At 63.5% G+C, this 19,050-nt stretch carries 16 protein-coding genes; 3 read left to right on the top strand and 13 right to left on the bottom strand.

The genetic code is table 11. From position 1 onward, the window contains the following. Nucleotides 1-172: 172 nt before the first annotated feature. From BH93_RS05560 to BH93_RS05505, 12 genes are read right to left on the bottom strand one after another with little or no spacing between them, the layout of a single operon-like run. The gene (locus tag BH93_RS05560; protein ID WP_242459125.1) at nt 173-1,480 is read right to left on the bottom strand and encodes an NtaA/DmoA family FMN-dependent monooxygenase; all 1,308 of its coding nucleotides are present in this window, start codon (nt 1,478-1,480) and stop codon (nt 173-175) included. Nucleotides 1,481-1,514: 34 nt separating this feature from the next. Further along, nucleotides 1,515-2,594, bottom strand: a complete 1,080-nt coding sequence (locus BH93_RS05555) for an LLM class flavin-dependent oxidoreductase (protein WP_197914556.1) — start codon at nt 2,592-2,594, stop codon at nt 1,515-1,517. Nucleotide 2,595: 1 nt separating this feature from the next. Continuing rightward, a complete protein-coding gene (locus BH93_RS05550; RefSeq protein ID WP_037172061.1) occupies nt 2,596-3,627 on the bottom strand; it encodes an aldo/keto reductase in 1,032 nt (343 codons plus the stop codon). Nucleotides 3,628-3,667: 40 nt separating this feature from the next. Further along, entirely contained in the window at nt 3,668-4,693 is a 1,026-nt protein-coding gene (locus BH93_RS05545) for an aldo/keto reductase (RefSeq protein ID WP_037172063.1), read from the bottom strand. 56 nt (nt 4,694-4,749) lie between these two features. Then, nucleotides 4,750-5,961, bottom strand: a complete 1,212-nt coding sequence (locus BH93_RS05540) for an acyl-CoA dehydrogenase family protein (protein ID WP_037172064.1) — start codon at nt 5,959-5,961, stop codon at nt 4,750-4,752. Continuing rightward, nucleotides 5,958-6,869 (bottom strand): LLM class flavin-dependent oxidoreductase, encoded by a 912-nt coding sequence (locus BH93_RS05535; protein WP_037172246.1) that lies wholly within the window; start codon nt 6,867-6,869, stop codon nt 5,958-5,960. The genes BH93_RS05540 and BH93_RS05535 overlap by 4 nt, the downstream gene beginning before the upstream one ends. Before the next feature lie 37 nt (nt 6,870-6,906). Continuing rightward, entirely contained in the window at nt 6,907-8,145 is a 1,239-nt protein-coding gene (locus tag BH93_RS05530; protein WP_037172065.1) for an LLM class flavin-dependent oxidoreductase, read from the bottom strand. After that, a complete protein-coding gene (locus BH93_RS05525) occupies nt 8,142-9,359 on the bottom strand; it encodes an acyl-CoA dehydrogenase family protein (protein ID WP_037172066.1) in 1,218 nt (405 codons plus the stop codon). Before BH93_RS05525 ends, BH93_RS05530 begins: the two co-directional genes overlap by 4 nt. Further along, nucleotides 9,356-10,972, bottom strand: a complete 1,617-nt coding sequence (locus BH93_RS05520; RefSeq protein ID WP_037172067.1) for a dipeptide ABC transporter ATP-binding protein — start codon at nt 10,970-10,972, stop codon at nt 9,356-9,358. The genes BH93_RS05525 and BH93_RS05520 overlap by 4 nt, the downstream gene beginning before the upstream one ends. After that, entirely contained in the window at nt 10,969-11,871 is a 903-nt protein-coding gene (locus BH93_RS05515; RefSeq protein ID WP_037172068.1) for an ABC transporter permease, read from the bottom strand. Before BH93_RS05515 ends, BH93_RS05520 begins: the two co-directional genes overlap by 4 nt. Next, nucleotides 11,868-12,926 (bottom strand): ABC transporter permease, encoded by a 1,059-nt coding sequence (locus BH93_RS05510; RefSeq protein WP_037172070.1) that lies wholly within the window; start codon nt 12,924-12,926, stop codon nt 11,868-11,870. Before BH93_RS05510 ends, BH93_RS05515 begins: the two co-directional genes overlap by 4 nt. Before the next feature lie 7 nt (nt 12,927-12,933). After that, entirely contained in the window at nt 12,934-14,568 is a 1,635-nt protein-coding gene (locus BH93_RS05505; protein ID WP_037172247.1) for an ABC transporter substrate-binding protein, read from the bottom strand. A gap of 233 nt (nt 14,569-14,801) precedes the next feature. On the opposite strand from BH93_RS05505, the gene BH93_RS05500 reads away from it, so the two are divergent. Genes BH93_RS05500 through BH93_RS05490 form a run of 3 tightly spaced genes read left to right on the top strand, consistent with a single transcriptional unit; the run spans nt 14,802 to nt 18,264 of the window. Next, the gene (locus BH93_RS05500; protein ID WP_037172071.1) at nt 14,802-15,929 is read left to right on the top strand and encodes an acyl-CoA dehydrogenase family protein; all 1,128 of its coding nucleotides are present in this window, start codon (nt 14,802-14,804) and stop codon (nt 15,927-15,929) included. Continuing rightward, the gene (locus BH93_RS05495) at nt 15,926-16,990 is read left to right on the top strand and encodes an LLM class flavin-dependent oxidoreductase (RefSeq protein WP_037172074.1); all 1,065 of its coding nucleotides are present in this window, start codon (nt 15,926-15,928) and stop codon (nt 16,988-16,990) included. The genes BH93_RS05500 and BH93_RS05495 overlap by 4 nt, the downstream gene beginning before the upstream one ends. Then, on the top strand, nt 16,987-18,264 hold the full coding sequence (locus BH93_RS05490; protein WP_080738924.1) for an MFS transporter: 1,278 nt from the start codon (nt 16,987-16,989) through the stop codon (nt 18,262-18,264). Before BH93_RS05495 ends, BH93_RS05490 begins: the two co-directional genes overlap by 4 nt. Here the strand turns inward: BH93_RS05490 and BH93_RS05485 are convergent. Further along, nucleotides 18,242-18,910, bottom strand: coding sequence for a class I SAM-dependent DNA methyltransferase (locus tag BH93_RS05485; RefSeq protein WP_242459124.1), 669 nt, complete (start codon nt 18,908-18,910; stop codon nt 18,242-18,244). The two genes, BH93_RS05490 and BH93_RS05485, sit on opposite strands and share 23 nt — an antisense overlap. Between the last annotated feature and the right edge of the window lie 140 nt (nt 18,911-19,050).

The following is a 19,050-nucleotide window of genomic DNA, read 5'->3' as shown; positions in this document are numbered from 1 at the left end:
AAGGTGCTCGATTCATCTTGCAGGCGAGGATGAATCGAATACCTTTCCGACAATCTCCGGCGACCACTGAACCTATTCGACGCTCACTCCATCGGGATGCGTCAGGTAGTAGAAGACACCCGTGTCGCTCGCGAGCGGACCGGCGTCCACCCGCGCGCCGGCTCCCACGAGGTTACCGAGCCTCGTGTCGTTGGATCGCGTCGGACGTCTCTACCTCGAGCCCCAGCCTCTCACGGAGTGTCGTTGCGCTGTAGTCGGTCTGGAACAGCCCGCGCTCCTGCAGAATCGGCACGACGAGGGTTGCAAAATTCTCGAAGTCCACGGCGGTGTCGGCAGGCATGATCGTGAATCCGTCAGCGGTGCCTGCCTCGAACCAGGACTGCAGATCGTCGGCCACCTGTTCCGCCGATCCCACCACCAGCCGGTGGCCGGACCCTCCTGCCCCGCGCTCGATGAGTTCGCGCGGTGTGATGGCTCGTTCCTCGATGAGAGCGCGGGTGGAGATTGCAAAACCGGATGAGAACGCAGTGATCGGAATCGACGCAGGGAGGTCGGCTGCCGAGATCGCGTCGTCCGGACCGAACGAACCGTCGGGAAGTCCGAGATTGTTCAGCAGAGCCGCTGTGAGCCGCTCGATGGGCATCGAACGGTAGAGCTCCTCTGCCCGCTCCCTGGCCCCGGCCTCGGTGGCGTCGACCACGACAACCACGCCGAGCGAGATCTTCACCGCGTCCGCTCCGCGCCCTGCACTCACGGCTCGCCGGCGTATGTCGTCCCGGAACGCCACCGCCTTCGCCCTGGTCTGCGAAACAGTGAACACCACGTCGGCGAAGTCTCCGGCCAGCGTCAACCCACCCTCGGATCCTCCGGCCTGCACCAGAATCGGCCGCCCCTGCGGACCGGGCGGAACGGGAAGTGGACCCGCGACGGAGAAGAACTCACCCTCATGATCGATGCGGTGGATCTTCGTGGTGTCGGCGTAACGCCCCGAGTCCTTCTCGGCCACCAGCCAATCCGGCTCCCAGCTGTCCCACAAGCCGGTCACCACTTCGAGGAACTCCCATGCCCGACGGTAGCGAGTGGCTTTGTCGGGATGCTCCGTCAGTCCGAAATTGGCGGCGGCGGCTTCGGTTCCAGTGGTGACGATATTGACTGCCGCTCGGCCCTTCGTCACGTGATCGAGGGCCTGGAACCGTCGCGCCAAGTTGTACGGCGAGTTGTACGTGGTCGAACTCGTGACGATCACGCCGAGGTGGGCGGTGAGCGCGGCCAGATGCCCCAGAAGAACGAGCGGGTCGATTCCGGTTCCCGGAGCCTCTTCGATCTCGCCGCGTAGGGCCGGTCCGTCGCCCAGGAACACTGCGTCGATCTTCGCCGCTTCGGCAATGACGGCGAGGCGGGCGAAGTGGTCGATGTCGAGATATGCCAACGGGTCGGCATGCGGCAGTCGCCAGGCGTGCCGAAAGTGACCCGGTGTCATCAGTGACAGATTCAGGTGAAATGGCATAGCTCGCTCACAATCGGATCGGGTGACCGGCGGTCGCCGGGTACCACCCGAGCGCCGGTGCGAGCTCTCGGGCGGTTGTCTCGAGCAGTCGCCGATGCTCCGCGGGTTCGGGCACTCCCGGTACGAAACTGACGAGCAGATCGGTGATCTCGCGTAGCGCCGGATCCTCGGTGAGCTCCGCAGCCAGAACATCACTCGGCCCGATCAGCGCCCGGTCCGAGGCCAGATACTCCTCGACGGTCTGCTCCGGTCTGGCTTCCCCTGTGGTGCTCCAACTCTGCCAACGGCGCACCCCGGGAGAGACCAGGCGCAGCGCCTGCGCGCGGTCTTCGTGGGGATAGACCGCACGGGAGACCTGAATTCGTGGGGCATGCACCGGGTCCGTCCACGCCGCGCGGTACTCCGCTACCAGCTCGCCTTGACGTTCCCGCGCCTGCCGAGCCGTCCCGCCCCGCCACGCCGTCGCTCGCGAGAGCTGCAGGCCGTCCCCCGATCGTGCAACTGCGCGCACGGCGTCGCCTGCGACAGCCGGATCGCTCGTCGTTGCCTGCCACAGCCGACTACGCACGCCCGCACCCGGCGGGTGGAGAACCTCACCCGCACTGTTGAGAGCCGACCCGTCGAGTACCTCGTGCAGCCTCGCCACCGACTCGTCGAACAGTCGGTGCCTGTCGCCCAACGGCTTCCCGAACGCTTCCCACGCCTGCGGGAACGGGCCGGAGCCCACGCCCAGTTCGACGCGTCCCCCGCTGATCGCATCGAGGGTGGCCACGTCTTCGGCGACCCTCAAGGGGTCCTCCAGCGGGAGGACGAGGACCCCCGTCCCCAAACGAATGCGCGTCGTGTGTTGCGCAATCGCGGCCAGGGTCACCAACGGTGACGAGATGTGTTCTTTACCTTGCCGGAAGTGCCGCTGAATGACCCAGCCGGAGTCGTAACCCAATTCCTCGGCGTGGACGAACAACTCGACGGCTTCGCGATACGCGTCGGCGGGTGCGAGGTCTCGGTCGAGATGGAGTAGAAAGCCGAGGCGGAACGGACGCCCGTCCTCGACGCCCGCACCGATGGACGCGCCGTGGTACGCCATGTCAGAGATTCAGTCCGGTGCCGTGCACACCGAATTCCTCGATGATCGCAAGGTCCTCGTCGGTCAGTGACGGGAAGCTCAGCGCCTGTACGTTGTGGTCCAGCTGCCACGTCGAGCTTGCTCCGACGAGGGCCGACGTCACAGCAGGCTGACGAAGAACCCACTGAAGTGCCAACTGAGCCAACGACTGTCCGCGTGATTCGGCCAGTTTGTTCAGTTCCGCGGCGCGCTGACGGTAGGTGTCGGTCAGAGCGTCGGGCGTCAGAAAAGTGCTGTTGACGGCGCGTGCTTCGGCCGGGATCGACTCGAGGTACTTGTCGGTCAGCAGACCCTGTGCCAGCGGCGAATACACGACGAGCCCGAAGCCGTCCTGCTCGGCGAGTTCGAGTAATCCGTTCTGCTCGATGCGTCGATCGAAGATCGAGTATCTGGGCTGGTGCACGAGCAGCGGCACGCCGGCCTCGCGCAGCAGCACGGCGGCCTCGTGGGCGCGCTCGGGGAGGTAGTTGGACAGGCCGACGTACAGCGCCTTGCCCTGTTGGACGGCCGAAACCAATGCTCCGACAGTTTCTTCCAATGGCGTCGTCTCATCGGGGCTGTGATGGTAGAAGATGTCGACGTAATCGGTGCCGAGATCGCGAAGACTGTGCTCGAGCGAGCCGAGCAGCGACTTGCGAGATCCGCCCTTCAGGTACGGGCTGGGACCGATCGCATTACCCGCCTTGGTGGACAGCACGATTTCGTCGCGGTACGCGGCCAGGTCCTTGCCGAGTACTCGGCCGAAATTCTTCTGTGCTGCCCGGTGCGGCGGGCCGTATCGGTCCGCGTTGTCGAAGTGGGTGATACCCAGATCGAACGCGTGCAGGATGATCTCCCGCTGGGTCTCGAACGAATAGTCGGTACCGAATTTCTGCCACAGGCCGAACGAAAAGGCAGGCAGATCGAGTCCTGATGTGCCACTGCGCCGATAGTCGATCTTGTCGTAGCGATCGGCGGCCGCGAGGTGTGGGGTATCGAATGATCCGTATGACATGAGACGAAGGCCTTTCAACGATGGAGGTTGCGGTGGTAGGTCAGTTGTTGCGGCGCAGCGCATCCGGAGACAGTGAGGGTGTGTCCGCTCCGGTATCTCGGTCCTGGAACTGCGTGCCGGGTTCGACGATCTCGTCGATGCGATCCAGCACATCGGAACCGAGCCGAACGGTGCTCGCCTTCAGGTAAGCCTCGAGGTGTTCCTGGGTTCGTGGACCGATGATGACACTGCTGATCGCAGGGTGTTCGAGTGCGAACCCGATGGCGAGCTCGATGATGGTGAGTCCATTGTCCTCGGCGAGTCGGGCCAGGGCGTCGGCTGCTTCCAGCTTGCGCCTGTTACGCGCCGCACCGACGTCGAACCGGCCCGGTATGAGATCGGCACGCGCAGAATCGGGTTGCGGTGCATCGAGCCGGTAACCGCCGGAAAGCCATCCGGCCGCGAGTGGACCGTAGGACAGCACTCCCACTCCGTACTTGCGCACCACCGGAAATACCTCGCGTTCGACGCCTCGGACGAGCAACGAGTACGGGAGCTGTTCGGTATGCGGGGCGATGAGCCCGTGCTTCTCGGCGATCCAGTGCGCCTCGACCTGCAGGTGCGCAGGGAAGACGGAGGTGCCGTAGTAGAGAATTTTTCCCTGCCCGATCAGGTCGTTCAACGTCTGCAGCGTTTCGAGCAGGCTGGTGGTGGGATCCGGGCGGTGCGCCTGATACAGATCGATCCGGTCCGTTCCAAGCCTGCGCAGACTGTCCTCGACTGCACGGGTGATCCAGCGCCGTGAGTTTCCAGCGTGGCGCGGGTCGGTACCGATCTGTCCGTGGAACTTCGTGGCCAGGAACACGTCGTCACGACGACCCGATATCGCCTTGCCGACAATGGTTTCCGACTCGCCCTGCCCGTACACATCTGCAGTGTCGATCGAGCTGATCCCTGCATCGAGCGCCGCCCCGATGATGCGAAGGCTTTCGGATTCCTCCTGCCAGCGACCGAAATTCATCGAACCCAGTGTGAGCGGGCCGATGCGAACTCCGGTGCGGCCCAGTACGCGGTCTTCGTTGGACATTGTTCCCTTTCGTGGGTAGCTCGAAATCGATTCGGGCTTTTATTGAGACTCGGGGTTTAGAAGAGCCCGGTCGTGGGCGGATCCTGCCCGGTCAGGTGATATGCCCCGGCGACAGCTGCTTTCCATTGTCGCGGATTGTGATTGGCCGCCGTCCTCGCGTTGCGCCAGTGCCGATCGAAGCCCGACCCCCGATCGGTGATGGATCCACCCCCGACGTCGAACAGCAGTTCAGCGGCTTTCAAGGCCGATTCGATAGCGACGATTCCGGCCTCGGCGACGGTCACCGAGGCACGGGCTCCGGCGTCGCGAGCCTCGGGTCCGGAGAGACCGCGTGCATCCTGCACTGCCTCGGCCGCCAGAATCACCACCGCGCGAGCTGCAGTGGCCTTCGCCGCGATCTCGCCGACGGTCTGTCGGACGTACGGATCGTCGACGCTGTGTGGGGCTGAACTGTGTTTGATCGGACGGGCACGCTCACGCACGAACCACACCGCATCGTCGCGGGCCCGGGCCGCGATGCCAGCCTGTACCGCAGCGAGATAGAGCTGAGCGAAGGACCCGAGCCACGGATTGTCGGGCGTCGCGGCGTCGAAATCGACGGCCTCGTCGGCGTGCACCCGCACTCGGGTGAACAGAGTCGATCCGCTCTGTGTCAGTCGTTGACCGATCGCATCGAAGTCGTCGTTCCGCTCGAGCCCGGCACGGTCGGTGGGGACGGTGAAACGCACCACCTCCCCTGTATCGGTCACCGCGGACGACGAGAAGTACGACGCGTAGAGCCCGCCCGTCGAGTAGAACTTGCGGCCGTCGACGAGGTATCCGTCTCCGTCACGGGTAGCGGTGGTGGAGATACTTCCGCTTGCCCCGCCGTTTCGTTCGTTGCCTGTTCCCGCGAACAGAGCCCCCGCTCTCAGACGGTCCAGATTGACCTCACGCAGGGGCACGTCCTTCCTCCCGGCTATCTGGTTCGCTACCAGAAACGTGGGTCGAAGCGCCTGTGCCACATTGGAATCAGCACGGGCAATCTCGATGACCAGGTCGGCGACGTCTCGAACGGTTCCGCCTGCACCGCCCTCGTGACGTGCAATTCCCGTCAATGCGATTCCGGCACCGGCAAGTTCGCGTACCTCGGGAAAAGCGTAGTCGCGCGACTCTTCACGCGATCGAGCCGTCTCGCCGAGCGTGGCCAAGATGGGTGCCACCACGGAGCGGATCCCGTCGACGGTCAGCTGCCGAGCCGTATCGAGAGTGTCCGTCTGCGTGCTCATGCGGGTACCTCCGTACGAGTACGCAGTCCGAGTCTGTCCCGCAGACTTCCACCCGCCGGTCTCTCGATGTGGGCCGCGACCGCGCGGATCAGATCGACCACCTCCCCCGCATCGAGGTCATCGGTGACGAGCACGACGCCGTTCACCTCGTCGTGGGCGTACCACTCCAGGTAGTCCGGCACCGTTCGAGTCCTGACCAGGACGGTCACGTCGGTCCGATTCCTGCCCGCCGCCCCCAGCGCCGACGTGAGCGAACGCAGTGACGCGACCGCACTGGGAACATCGATGATCACCACATCGGCATGTGCCGCCGTACGCTTCCATCCCACCGCGTCCGGCTCGGCAACGACGAGAGGTGGTCGCCCCTGACGCGATGCAGGACCGTCCAGTGGGCCCGCCACTCGATAGAACCGACCGTCGTGCTCGATCGCCCGAACGAGGCTGTCGTCGACCACGAGTGCGCGTTCCTGGTCACCGAGAAGTGCAGAGGCCGGAAAAGACTCCCACAGCTGTTCGAGGATGCCCGCGTACTCACCCCATCGCTCGGCGGACTCGACGGCTCCTCGATCGGGGGCCGTTGCATCGCTCACTTCGTCGCCATCGCCCGGATTCAGGACGAGCCCGACCAGGCCATCGGTTGCCCGGTCGAAGGCCGACACCCGACGCGCCAGATTGTACGGCGCATTGTGAGTGGTTCTGGCGTCGATCAGGTATCCGAGACCGTCGTGGTGGCCGGCGAGATAAGCACCCGTTACGGACGGATCGACTACCGCCGATTCACCTGCCCGGTCGAGAAGTCTGATCGCATCGATGCCGGACTCCTGCGCCACGGCAAGGATGGCATCGGCATCGGCCAACGACACCCCCGCATCCGAGTCCGTCACTGCCAGTTCGAGTACGACGGTCATGGTGTGCTCCTGGTTTCGTCGAAGGCGAATCGCGTTCTCACACTGCACTCACTAGGGGACGAGTCGTCGACGTCGGTGCGGCAGGGAGACCGAGACCGAGATGACCCCGCAGGGTCGTGGTCTCGTACTCGGTTCGGAACAATCCACGGCGCTGCAGTTCGGGAACGAGATGATCGGCGAAATCATCGAATCCCGAGGGCAATACGTCGGGCATGACGTTGAAGCCATCCGCAGCCCCTCCGCGGAACCACCGCTCGATATCGTCGGCGATCTGCTCGGGAGTGCCGACGACGATCCGGTGTCCGCCTCCACCCGAGAGCTTCTTGAGCAGCTGCCTCACCGTGGGGTTCTCGCGGTCGATGATGTCGCGGACCACACGATAGAACGTCTGCGAACCGCCGGCGTGGTCCGGGTCGCGGAGCAGTTCGGCAGGGATCGGCTCGTCGTCCGGAAGACCGTCGAGGGAGAAACCGAGCTGACCGGACAGCCGTGCACGGGCGTAGGCGTCGGGTAGTAGTTCGTCGAGTTGCTCACGACGAGCGAGCGCCTCGGCTTCGGTACTACCGAGGACCGTCGAGAGCCCGGGAAGCACCACGATTTCCTCTGGATCGCGGCCGAATCGCACTGCACCCTGGCGTATTTCGGAACGGAACGCACGTGCCTTGTGGAGATCCTGTTCGGCGGAGAAGACCACCTCGGCCACGCGCGAGGCGAGTTGCTTGCCATCGCTCGACCCGCCGGCTTGGACTACCACGGGCCTGCCCTGGGGGGAGACCAGCTCGGCACGAGAACTCCATTGCGCAACAACGTGTTCCACCACATCGGCCGCTCTGCGGTATCGCAGCGCGTGCTCGGGCTCGCCGTCACGACCGAAGTTCGCGCCCGCTATCGGGCCGGCCGTGGTCACCACGTTCCAGCCGAACCGACCACCACTGACGTAGTCGAGATCACCGAGTCGACGGGCGATTTCACGGGGATCGTTGTAGGAGGACGAGAGGGTGGCAATGAGTCCGATGCGTTCGGTCTGCGCGGCCACTCGCGCCAGCACCGTGGTCGGCTCCAAATTGTTGCCGGGTCGGTGGCGTGTGCTCGGGTCGAACTGTGGTCCGTCGGCAAGGAACACCGCGTCGAGTGCGGCCTCCTCCGCCTTCTTCGCAATCGAGGTGTAGTGGTCGATCGAGTAGCTCGCCAGTCCGTCGGTTTCGGGAAACCGCCAGGAGCCGCCGAAGACACCGGCATTGAGGATGTTGACATTGAGATGTAGCCGACGCGTCATCGCTGACTCTCCGATTCTCCGTAGTAGCCCGAGACCGGGCGAGTTCCGTTGACGAGGTTGTCCCCGATCACTCTCGGCTTGTAGATCAGCGGATTGTGTGAGGCCAGAGTCCTCGCGTTACGCCAATGACGATCGAGTCCCACCCGGGCGCGAACTGTGGACGATCCGCCGGCGTCGAAAGCGCTCGAGGCCAGGTCCAGGACAGCATCGGCCACGCCGATCTGCGCTGCGGAGGTTTCGACGTACGCGTCGGCGAAAGCCGCTTCGTCATCGAGTTCGTGCGCCGAGTGCAGCTGCTCTGCAGCGTGTTTCAGCAACGTCTCTGCGGTGAGTGATCGGGAGTACAGGGTACCGATCACCGCGAGCACATCGGGGTCGGACGCAGCGTCCTGGGTTGTCGCGTGGCGACCGGTCCGTGTTCGAGTGCGCACGATGTCGACGGTCTCGGCCACCGCGCTACGAGCGATACCGACGAGATTTGCCAGGTGGACGATCTGCACGAAGGAGTCTAGACCGCGCAGTGCGTCCTTGTCCACGCCCACGTCACCGTGTGGCTCGACGGGTACGGCGGTGAAAATCGTTGTTCCACTTCCGGTCTGACGTTGACCCACGCCGTCCCAGTCGTCGATGTGCTGAACTCCTGGGTGGTCGGCAGGGAGAACCACGAATCCTCGGCGGTCGTTCTCGTCCAGCACGGCGGCACGGATGAACTGCGCGAAGCGCGATCCGGTCGAGTAGAACTTGGTACCCGACACCACCCTGCTTCCTGCATCGTCGACACCGACCCGAGCGGTGATGGCACCGTGCCCGCCCACTGTCTCGAGTCCCACGACCGAAGCCGAGGGTTCCGATTGAGCATTACCGAACACGGCCCCGTCGGATATCTTTCGCGACCAGTGCTCGGCTACCACGGGATCTGTTTCGCGTCTGAGTATCTCGGTCGTGGTGAAGTGACCGCGCCAGATCTGCGGAATGTTGGAATCGGCCTGCCCGGCCTCGGCGAGCAGTGAGAACAGCGTCGGCAGATCGACGTCGAAGCCGCCGAACTCTTGGTGGACGCGTAGCTTTCCGAAGCCTGCACGAGCCAGCTGCTGCACCAGCTCGTACGGATGCTCTCCCGAACGGTCGCGTTCGGCAGCACCCTTAGCCAATTCGGCGAACACCGTGCGGAACTGCGCCACTGCAGCGTCGAGATCGTTCGTCGATGCGCTCATGCTGAACCTCGTGTGCCGATGGAGTCGCGGCCTGCGATCGCCTCGAGCAGTTTCACGGTGTAGTCGCTGGTGGGGTTGTCGAATACCGTACTCACGGGACCTTGCTCGACGATTCGGCCGCGTTGCATCACCGCAACCCTGTCCGAAATGGCCTCCACGACAGCCAGATCGTGCGAGATGAACACGTAGGTCAGCCCGTGTTCGCTCTGCAGCCGCTGCAGCAGCTCCAGGATTTGGGCCGCAACCGACACGTCCAACGCCGAGATCGGTTCGTCGAGCACCAGGACCTTCGGCTCGAGGATCAACGCCCGGGCGATCGCGACGCGCTGCCGCTGTCCGCCGGACAGCTCGCGCGGATGGCGAGCAGCGAAATCAGCAGGAAGCGCTGCTGATTCGAGCGCAGCCGCCACCTCGTCGACGTTCTTGCGACGACGCCCCCACCGCGGTTCCTGGAACGATCGGAGTGGCTCCTCCACCACGTCGAACACACTGAATCGTGGGTCGAACGACGAATACGGATTCTGGTAGACGATCTGCACGTCGCGGCGAAGCGGCCGAAAATCCCTGCTGCTCAGCGTCGTCGTCTCTGTGCCCAGGATCGTCACCGCTCCGGAGGTCGCGTTGGTCAGCCCGGTCAAGATGCGCGCCGTGGTGGATTTACCACTTCCGGACTCGCCTACGATCGAGAATGTCTCCCCTGCGCGCACCGAGAACGAAATTCCCTCCACAGCAGGCTTGTCGCCGTATGTCTTGTGGAGTTCGGCGACCTCGATGACCGTCGCCTTCTCAGCGGACACAGCGGCTTTTATCGGCCGAGAGGCACGACGCGACGGCACACTGTCGAGAAGATGTCGGGTGTAACTGTCTTGCGGGTTGGCCAGCACGTCGGCCGTTGCGCCCAGTTCCACCAGATGCCCGCCCCGCATGACACCGATGAGATCGGACCGGTCGGCGGCGACACCGAGATCGTGGGTGACCAGAACGAGACTCGTCGACGACCGGGTTCGCAGGTCGTCCACGAGATCGAGGACCTGTTTCTGCACGGTCGCGTCCAGGCCGGATGTGGGCTCGTCCGCAATGATGAGGTCCGGTTCCGAAGCTACTGCGGCAGCAACCAATACACGCTGCTGCATGCCGCCCGACAATTCGTGCGGGTACTGCTGGTATCTGCGTTCCACGTCGTCGAATCCGACCAGACCGAACAGATCGAGTACTCGTGCCCGCCGCGCGTCCGCGTCGAGATCGGTGTGCAGCCTGAACACGTCCTCGACCTGATGCCCCACCCGTCGCACCGGATCGAGCGAGACCGACGGGTCCTGCGGGATCAGGCCGATCGCACTGCCGCGGACCTGCCGCCATTCTCTGGGTGTGAAGGTGTTGAGATCCCGACCGCGGAAGGTGATCGTGCCGCCGAGTACGTGGCCGTTCGCGGGTAGCAACCCCAAGATTGCCTGCCCGGTGGTTGTCTTGCCCGACCCGGACTCCCCGACGAGCGCCAGAACCTGACCTGGACCGACGTCGAACCCGACCCCGTGTACCACCGGTCGTAGATCCCTGCCGGTTCGATATCCGACGGTGAGGCTGTCGACGGACAGTACTGGTGTGCCGGTCATCGGGCGTTCCGTTTCTGGAGGTGGCGAGAAATGATGTTGGTCGACATCACTACTGCGATGATGGTCAGTGCGGGGTAGAGGGTGAGCCAACCCCTGGTTGCGATGAACTGCCTACCGTCGGCCACCAGCAGCCCCCACTCGGGGTCCGGCGGCTGCGCACCCAACCCGAGGAAACTGAGGGACGCAATCCAGATGATGGCAATTCCGAGCTGAACCGCGATCAGTGAAATGGTGGGTGCCAGCGAGTTCGGCACCACGTGACGGCGCAGAATCGTGAACGTCGTTGCGCCGCTCGTAACTGCGGCCTCCACATAGCTGCTCGTCCGCACCTTCAGCACTTCGGAGCGAATCAGCCGAGCGAATTTCGCGGACGACGTGACCCCGACAGCCAGTGCGGCCGGAATCAATCCAGCGCGGCCGGTGCTGGCGGAGTACAACACGACGATGGAGATGGCCAGAAGGAACTCGGGAATGGAGAGCACCACATCGATAACGCGCATGACGACACTGTCCAGGGCACCTCCGAACCATCCGGCGACGGAACCGAGCAGGGAGCCGGCGACGACCGCAACGGCAACGGCAAGGCCTGCGCCGAGCAATGAGGCACGCGCTCCATAGACGATGCGAGAGAACAGATCTCGACCGAGTAGATCGGTTCCGAACCAGTGCTCTCCCGACGGCGGCAGCAACTTACGAGTGTTGTCGATGGCGATGGGATCGAAGGCTGTGAACAGCGACGGCGCGACGGCCCACGCGGCCGCGATCGAGAAGATTGTCACTGCTACTGCCAGCACGGCATGACCACGCAACCAGCGAAGTACTGTGCCGATCGATCGTGCATTGTGGGACGGTTGTACTGCGGTGTCGTCCTGTGGCGCAGCGGAGTCCAGGGTCGTCATGGCATCGACACCTCCGCTGGGAGTCCACGACCGACCGACACCGCGCCGATGCCGTCGAGCCGGGAATCGCCGAGCAGGGTCTTCGCCGGTGCCCGTAGTCCGGCTCCGGCCCTTCGTGTCCGACCTGTCGCCACCAGTATTCGTGGGTCGAGGAACGGGTAGGCAATATCGACGACGAAGTTGACCACCACGAACGCCGATGCGGCGATGAGCACGACCCCCTGCAGAACCGGAAGGTCCTGGGTACCTACAGCATTGACGGTCACCTGTCCGATTCCGGAGCGAGCGAACACGGCTTCGGTCACCACCGAACCAGCGATGAGCTCGCCGCAGACCAGCCCCAGGAGCGTCAGCACCGGAAGCGACGAATTTCGCAGTACGCCGCGACGGAAGCTGTACCCTTCGCCGGCTCCCCTGGCCCGCAGTACGTGGACGAACGGCAGATCGCGAGTCGTGGCGATCGAGATGGCCAGCACCTGTGCCAGTGGTGCCGTGATGAAGATCGCCAAGGTCACCGCAGGTGCAAGAAGCGCAAGGAAGGTGCCGTCGTCGGTGGAGGGGATCAAACCCAACTCGAAGGACAGGAACTGCAGAGCGAGGATGCCCACGACGAATGTGGGCACCGAACCGAACAGCGCCGGAATCGCCCCGAGCAACTCGCGCACCGGCTTCCACGGCGCGTAGTTGGCACCCGTCGCCAACAGAGCCGCGAAGATCAATCCGAACACCAACGCCAGACCGGTCAGCTGCAGCGTACTCGGCAAAGCCTGGGCCAGAAGACTTCCCACAGTGGTGCCGTTGGTCAGAGAGAATCCGAGATCACCGTGCAGCACCGACCCAAGCCCGCTGAAGTACTGCACCACCAGGGGTCGGTCCAGGCCGTAGTAGGCAATCAGCGCCTGCGCGGACTCCGGTGACAGTTGGGCCTCCGGGTTCTGGATCCGGTTGCTGACCGCGTCGCCGGGCAGTGCATTGAGGAGCAGGAAGGACAACGTGTACGCGGCCCACAGAACAAGCACTGCCTGCCCAGCCCGCTTCAGGATGTAGGTACTCATTCCGCGCCTACTCCGACAGCCAGGTGTCGTAGAACCAGGAGCGACCGGTGGATTCGGTCGTGAAGCCCTGCACCTCGGGAGCAAGTCCGAAGACCTGCGTCTCGTCGTAGAGAGGAATCGAGTAACCCTCAGTGAAGATATGGTCCTCGACCGCCTGGATCGCTGTCTCTCTTGCTACCGGGTCGAATTCGGCAGACTGTGCCTCGAGTAGCCGGTCCAGCTCGGCATCCGGGACGGCATTCTTCGTCACGTTCTGCCGATCACTGCCATAGGAGGTACGCAGCACACTCGGTTCCGCAGTCGAGGTCTGGCCCTGGGTGAAATACCAGTCGGGGGCACTCGCCAGCTGCGATTCGTACTCGGTCAGCGACGGACGGGTCAGGTTCACCTCGACACCTGCTTTGCGCCACTGCGATTGAACGACTTCGATTACGGACTGTGATACCTGGTAATACGGCGCGACGCGGAGGTTGAACGACAGACGCTTGCCGTCCTTCTCGCGTACTCCGTCGGCTCCCACTGTCCAGCCGGCGTCGTCGAGCAAGGATGTCGCCTTGTCCAAGTCGTAGGCGAGGTAGCTGCTCGACTCACCCCGTAGTGGGGTCCCCTGCACCAAGGCGCTGGTCGGAATCGGATAGTTGGGCGACAGAACGGACTTGTTGATCTCGTCCCGATCGGTAGCCGCTTGCAGAGCCAGCCGCACCTGCTTGTCCTGGATCGGCGCTGTGGGGTCGCTGAGATCCACCGTCAGATCGTTGGTCTCGCCCTGGACCGGGATGGCCACAAGAATTCCGCCACCGGCAGTGACCGTCTCCTCGTCGTACGGCGCAATGTTACGAGCGATCTGCGCTTCCCCTGATTGCAAAGCGCCGACGCGTGTTCCACCCTCCGGAACAGTCTTGAACACGATCCTGTCGAGATATGCCTTGCCGCTGTGCCCGGACCCTTCGGGTGCCCAGTCGTAGTCCTGGCGGCTCGTCAACGTCACACCCGTCGTTCCGTCGACGGATTCGACGACGAACGGACCGGTACCCACCCAGTTACGCAGATCGCTCTGACCGTTGAGGTCTCGATCCAGAAACGACTGCGCCAATATCGAGCTCGCGCGGTAGTTCGACAGAATCTGGATGAACCCGGCGTTGGGCTCGGACAGCTTCACTGCGACCGTCCGGTCGTCGATCGCATCGGTACCGGCGTAGTCGGTCCAGAACGGATCCTTGGTGATTCCGCGAGCCTCGTCGCCGTTGCCGTGCTGATCGAAGTTCGCCTTGACGACCTCGGCTGTGAGCGCGGTGCCGTCACTGAACGTGACGCCCGGCTTCAGCACGAACGTGTAGGTGAGGTTGTCGTCGCTGATCCGATACGACTCGGCCAACCACGGTCGGTATTCACCGGTTTCGGGGTCCTGCCAGATCAGACGCTCGGCAAGATTGTCCGAGACTTGACTGTTGGACCAGATCGAGTTGGTGGGCTTCCACGCGTTGTACTCGACCGGATCGTAGAACGTGAGCGTGCCACCGGACACCGGTGATCCCACGTCGGCCTGCGCGGCGGGACCGCTGCTGCACGCTGCCAATGCAAAGACAGCGGAGGCAGAAACAATGACGGATGCGACGGTGCGTTGAGACTTCTTGGTGAACACGTAGTTCGCCTTTCTACAGAGATCTGTCCCGACAGACAATATGAATACATCCAGGCGACCCACGCTTCGAGCGCGGACTCGATCGACGATTGAGGACAGTCAACGGCACTCGCGGAATTCGGTCACGAGTTCTATTCATCGTGATTACAAGGTGGGTGAAACCCACTCGACCGCAGTAGCTTTGTGCACACTGCAGAGCGGGGGACGTATGAGCCGAATGGAGAAACGAACGCATGACGCCTAGCTCGTTCCGCGTAACCCCGTCCACGCAATTGATTACCGGAGAAAAAGAAATTCCGTTCCTCGATCGCGTACTCGAGTACGCCGAACGCGCGCTGCGGCCGTCTGCCCTGCAGACCGACAAGCACGGAGTAACCCATGAGCGAATCGAACAATTCTCGGAACTGAAGCTGCTCAATCACCTTGCCCCTCCGGAATTCGGCGGTGCTGCAGTCGATCGAACAACCGATCGTCGACTTCACGAGGCAATCGCAGGGGCGTGCCTCAATACGTGGCTCGTCTGGGCCCAACATGGACCGATGGTCGGCAGACTCGCCGAAGCACACGCCGCAGGTAGAGAGTTGCCCGAGTTGGGTTACGAAATTCTGCGTGGACGTGTGCTCGTCGGGGCGGCGGTCAGCGACGTTCGAAAGTTTCCCGATCACTTCATCGAAGCGGTCCACAATCGCGGCAGTTGGACGTTCTCGGGAACGGTCTCCTGGGTCAGCGGTTGGGGCCTCAACACGGTGTTGACCGTCGCCGCGGTCGAACGCGCGACGCGCACGGTGGTCACTGCGCTGGTACCCGTCACCTCCGAAATCCGTCCAGTGGGACTGGGCCTGAGCGCAGTTCACGGGAGCCGCACCGAGCGGGTGAAGCTGGCGGACGTAGTGGTGCCCGACGAATACGTCATCGACAGGGTGCCGCTCGCCACCTATCGCACGAAGGACTTCGGTGTTGCAAGCGATGCGCGTCCACATCACTTCGGGTTGGCCGAGACGGTGCTTGCCGAACTCGACGTGTCCACACCGGCAGCCCGACAGGTTGCCCAGGCGTGGCGACCTCGCATCGCACAGCTGCGTGCCGATGCCTACGGCCTCAGTGACGCCGCGAAGCAGTCCGGCGACGACCGGCACCGTGCAGGAGATCGCCTGCGCATCAAAGCTGAGGTCGGAGAAGCATTGTCGACGCTGACGCGGGCTCTGCTGATCTCACGCGCAGGCCGCGGCATTCAATCCGACGACACTGCACAACTCCACGCACGTTCGGCATTGTTTCTCCTCGTGCAGGGCCAAACCTCGGATGTACGTGAGGTGCAGCTGAACAGAATCGCCCTCGAAGGGACAGAAGAGAGAACATGACCAACGAATTCCTCTGGTACATACCCAATCAGGTCGATCCCGGCCACCGCGGCGACGACGCCGTCGAGGGCCACAACAGCCTGGAGAACCTGACCGGTCAAGCCATTGCGCTCGAGCAGAACGGCTGGGCGGGCGCATTGATCGGTGCCGGATGGGGCCGTCCCGACACATTCACGGTTGCAACAGCCTTGGCGGCTCGAACCACCACGTTCGAGCCGCTCATCGCAGTCCGTCCCGGATACTGGGCTCCCGCCCACTTCGCCGCCTCGGCAGCAGCTTTGGATCATCTCACCGGAGGTCGGGTACGGGTCAATATCGTCTCCGGCAAAGACGATCTCGGTGCCTACGGCGACGTCGACAGCGATCAGTCGCGCCGTTACGAACGAACAGCAGAGTTCATCGCACTGGTACGCAAGCTGTGGACCGAGGAAAACGTGACCTATCGAGGTGAGCATTTCCAGGTGGAGAATTCGACCGTGTCCCCGCCGATCGTCGGACGCCCTGGCCGTCCGCACCCCAAGCTCTACTTCGGGGGTGCCTCGGAGGCAGCCGAGCGAGTGTCGGCCGCTCATGCGGACGTTCAGTTGTTCTGGGGTGAGACGCTCGACGGAGTTGCCGAACGAATCGATCGGCTGAAAAACTTTAGCGAGGATGTCGACCGGCAACATCGACCGCTCGAATTCGGCTTGCGCGTCACCACTTTCGTCCGCGAGACCACCGATCAAGCGTGGACCGATGCGGAAGCCAAGGTGGCCGAACTCGCAGGTTCGCAATCCGACGCATTCCGAAATCCGCACCGTCGAGTCGCCGTCGGGCAACAGCGTCTGCTCGACCTGGCATCACGTGGAGATGTGTTGGACGACAACCTCTACACGGCCCCCGGACGCGTGGGCGGCGGCGGTGCCGGCACCACCTGGCTCGTCGGGTCGGCGCACGACGTAGCCAAGTCACTGCGCAAGTACCAGGATCTCGGGATCACCCATTTCGTCCTGTCGGATACGCCCTACCTTCGTGAGATCGAGCGCCAAGGCACCACCTTGCTGCCGCTGCTGCGCGAATGACACTCGCGGCCACCGACTCGCTACTGCTGTCACCGAAGTCGAAGCAACGCTTGGTTGCCGTGTTCGCACTGACGAACTCGATCGGTTACATCGCCATGGTGCAGACCCTGCCGGTTGTGCTGATTCCCATGGCCGACGACCTAGGAACATCGCGAACCGCAATCGCGGCGGCGACAACGGTCTCGACCTTGATGGGGGCCTTCGCTGCACTACCGGTAGGGCGGGTCCTGGACCGAGTCGGTGGCCGCGCCCTCATGGCGACCGGGTCCGGGTTGGGCGCGGCGTCGGTACTTCTCTGGTCACAGGCCCAGAGCCTCCTGCTGTTGTACGGCGCGTTCGCCCTGATCGGTTTGGCGTTGTCCATGTCGACCTACGAAGCGTCCTTCGCGGTACTGGCCGTATCTGTCGAGCCCCCGCAGCGAAACCAGTCGATCCTGACGGTGACGATGGTCGTCGGCCTGGCGACCTATCTTGTCTACCCCCTCGTAGGGTGGCTGAACATCCAGTTCGGTTGGCGGACAACCGTCATTGCTCTGGCAGCGACTTTGGCCGTCACCGCCGTACCGGCTCATGTTGTCTCGGTGCCTTCGCGAACAACACACCGCAGCCGAATTATCGGGCGCTCCGGCGCTCCGCTCGGCACTGTGCTGCGGCAGAGCCGGTTCTGGCTGCTGACGGTCGCATTCGTCGCGCAGGCAGCGTCGTCGGCCGCATTCTTGCTGCTCGGAATCACCTACCTGATCGATAGAGGGCATTCGGTGCCCGTCGCCACCTCTGTCCTGATCTCAGTCGGGGTACTGCAGATCGTCGCCAGACTCATTCTGACGGTGGCGGGCAGTCGCTTGTCTTTCACGGTGGCAGCCGCCGTATCCTTCGCAATCCAGGGCATCGGGCTTTTGTTGTTGCCGTTGGTCGGGCTATCGATTCCGTTGACACTGCTGTGTGTGGCGGCGGTGGGCCTCGGCCAAGGCGTGGCCGTCGTCGCGAAGCCGGCGGTCCTGGCCAACACGTTTGGGGTACTGCATTTCGCAAGTGTGCTCGCGGTCATCACCGTTCCGACAGCACTCGCGCGAGCCGGATCGCCCCTGCTCGCAGCCTGGTTGGGTGATTGGCGATTTCTCGTCGGATGCGGTGGGTTGTCTCTGATCGCTGCACTCGCGTTGCTCCCGCTGCTGCTGAGATCATCTCGGAACACCGACGAATCCTCGGCTGCGGGTCGTGACAGGGATTCGACAGGAACGGTTCAGTCCGCTACCTGCGCGCGTACACGCTGATGTGCCGCTCGCTCGAGGCGGTGAAGGGCTCGCCGTTCCAACCACCCCACCGGCTCCGCAACTGCAATCCGGCGATTCTCGCCATCAGATCCATCTCGGCCGGCCAGATGAGTCGGCACGAGATCGGGTCCAGCCGAATCCCGCTATCGGTGAACGAGACGTGGTTCTCGTCGAGGATCTGTGTGACCGGGTCATAGCGATTGACATCGAGAATGACCTCACCGGCAGTAAGTCTTTCGACGTTGACGAACTGGTTCCCGCGCAACCATGCCGACGGCACACCGGCTTCGACGACGAAGACTCCGGTTGCCGTCAGGTGCGAAGCCGCGTTCTCGAAGCAACGCACCTGACCGTCCTGAGTCAGCAGGTTGTAGATCGTGTTGTAGACGAGGTAGACGAGCGAATATTCGTCCGCTGGGCCGGTCGCGCTCGACATGTCGCCGATCGTCACATCGATTTCGTTGCCGCCCGGCTTCTCACGCAACCGAGCGACCATATCCGGCGACAGCTCGATACCGTCGACTCGAATGCCCCGGTGTGCAAGCGAAATCGCGATACGCCCGGTACCGACAGCAAACTCGAGTGCGGATCCGTCGGCGGCCAGACCGGCGAGAAAGCGAACGGTGTCGTCCTCATCGCCACGCACGGATCTGTCGTATCGCCGTGACACCTCCGGTCCAAAACTGGTCGCGGGGTCGAATCCTTCCATGCGAATGATGTTGTCAACCGGGCGCACAACCATCAACCGATTTATCCAGCGCAGCCGAACCAGTCGCCGCGGCTCCT

This window comes from Rhodococcoides fascians A25f, from assembly GCF_000760935.2.
GTDB lineage: Bacteria > Actinomycetota > Actinomycetes > Mycobacteriales > Mycobacteriaceae > Rhodococcoides.
The sequence above is the reverse complement of the archived record's forward strand: the minus strand, read 5'-3'. Positions and strand labels throughout refer to the sequence as shown.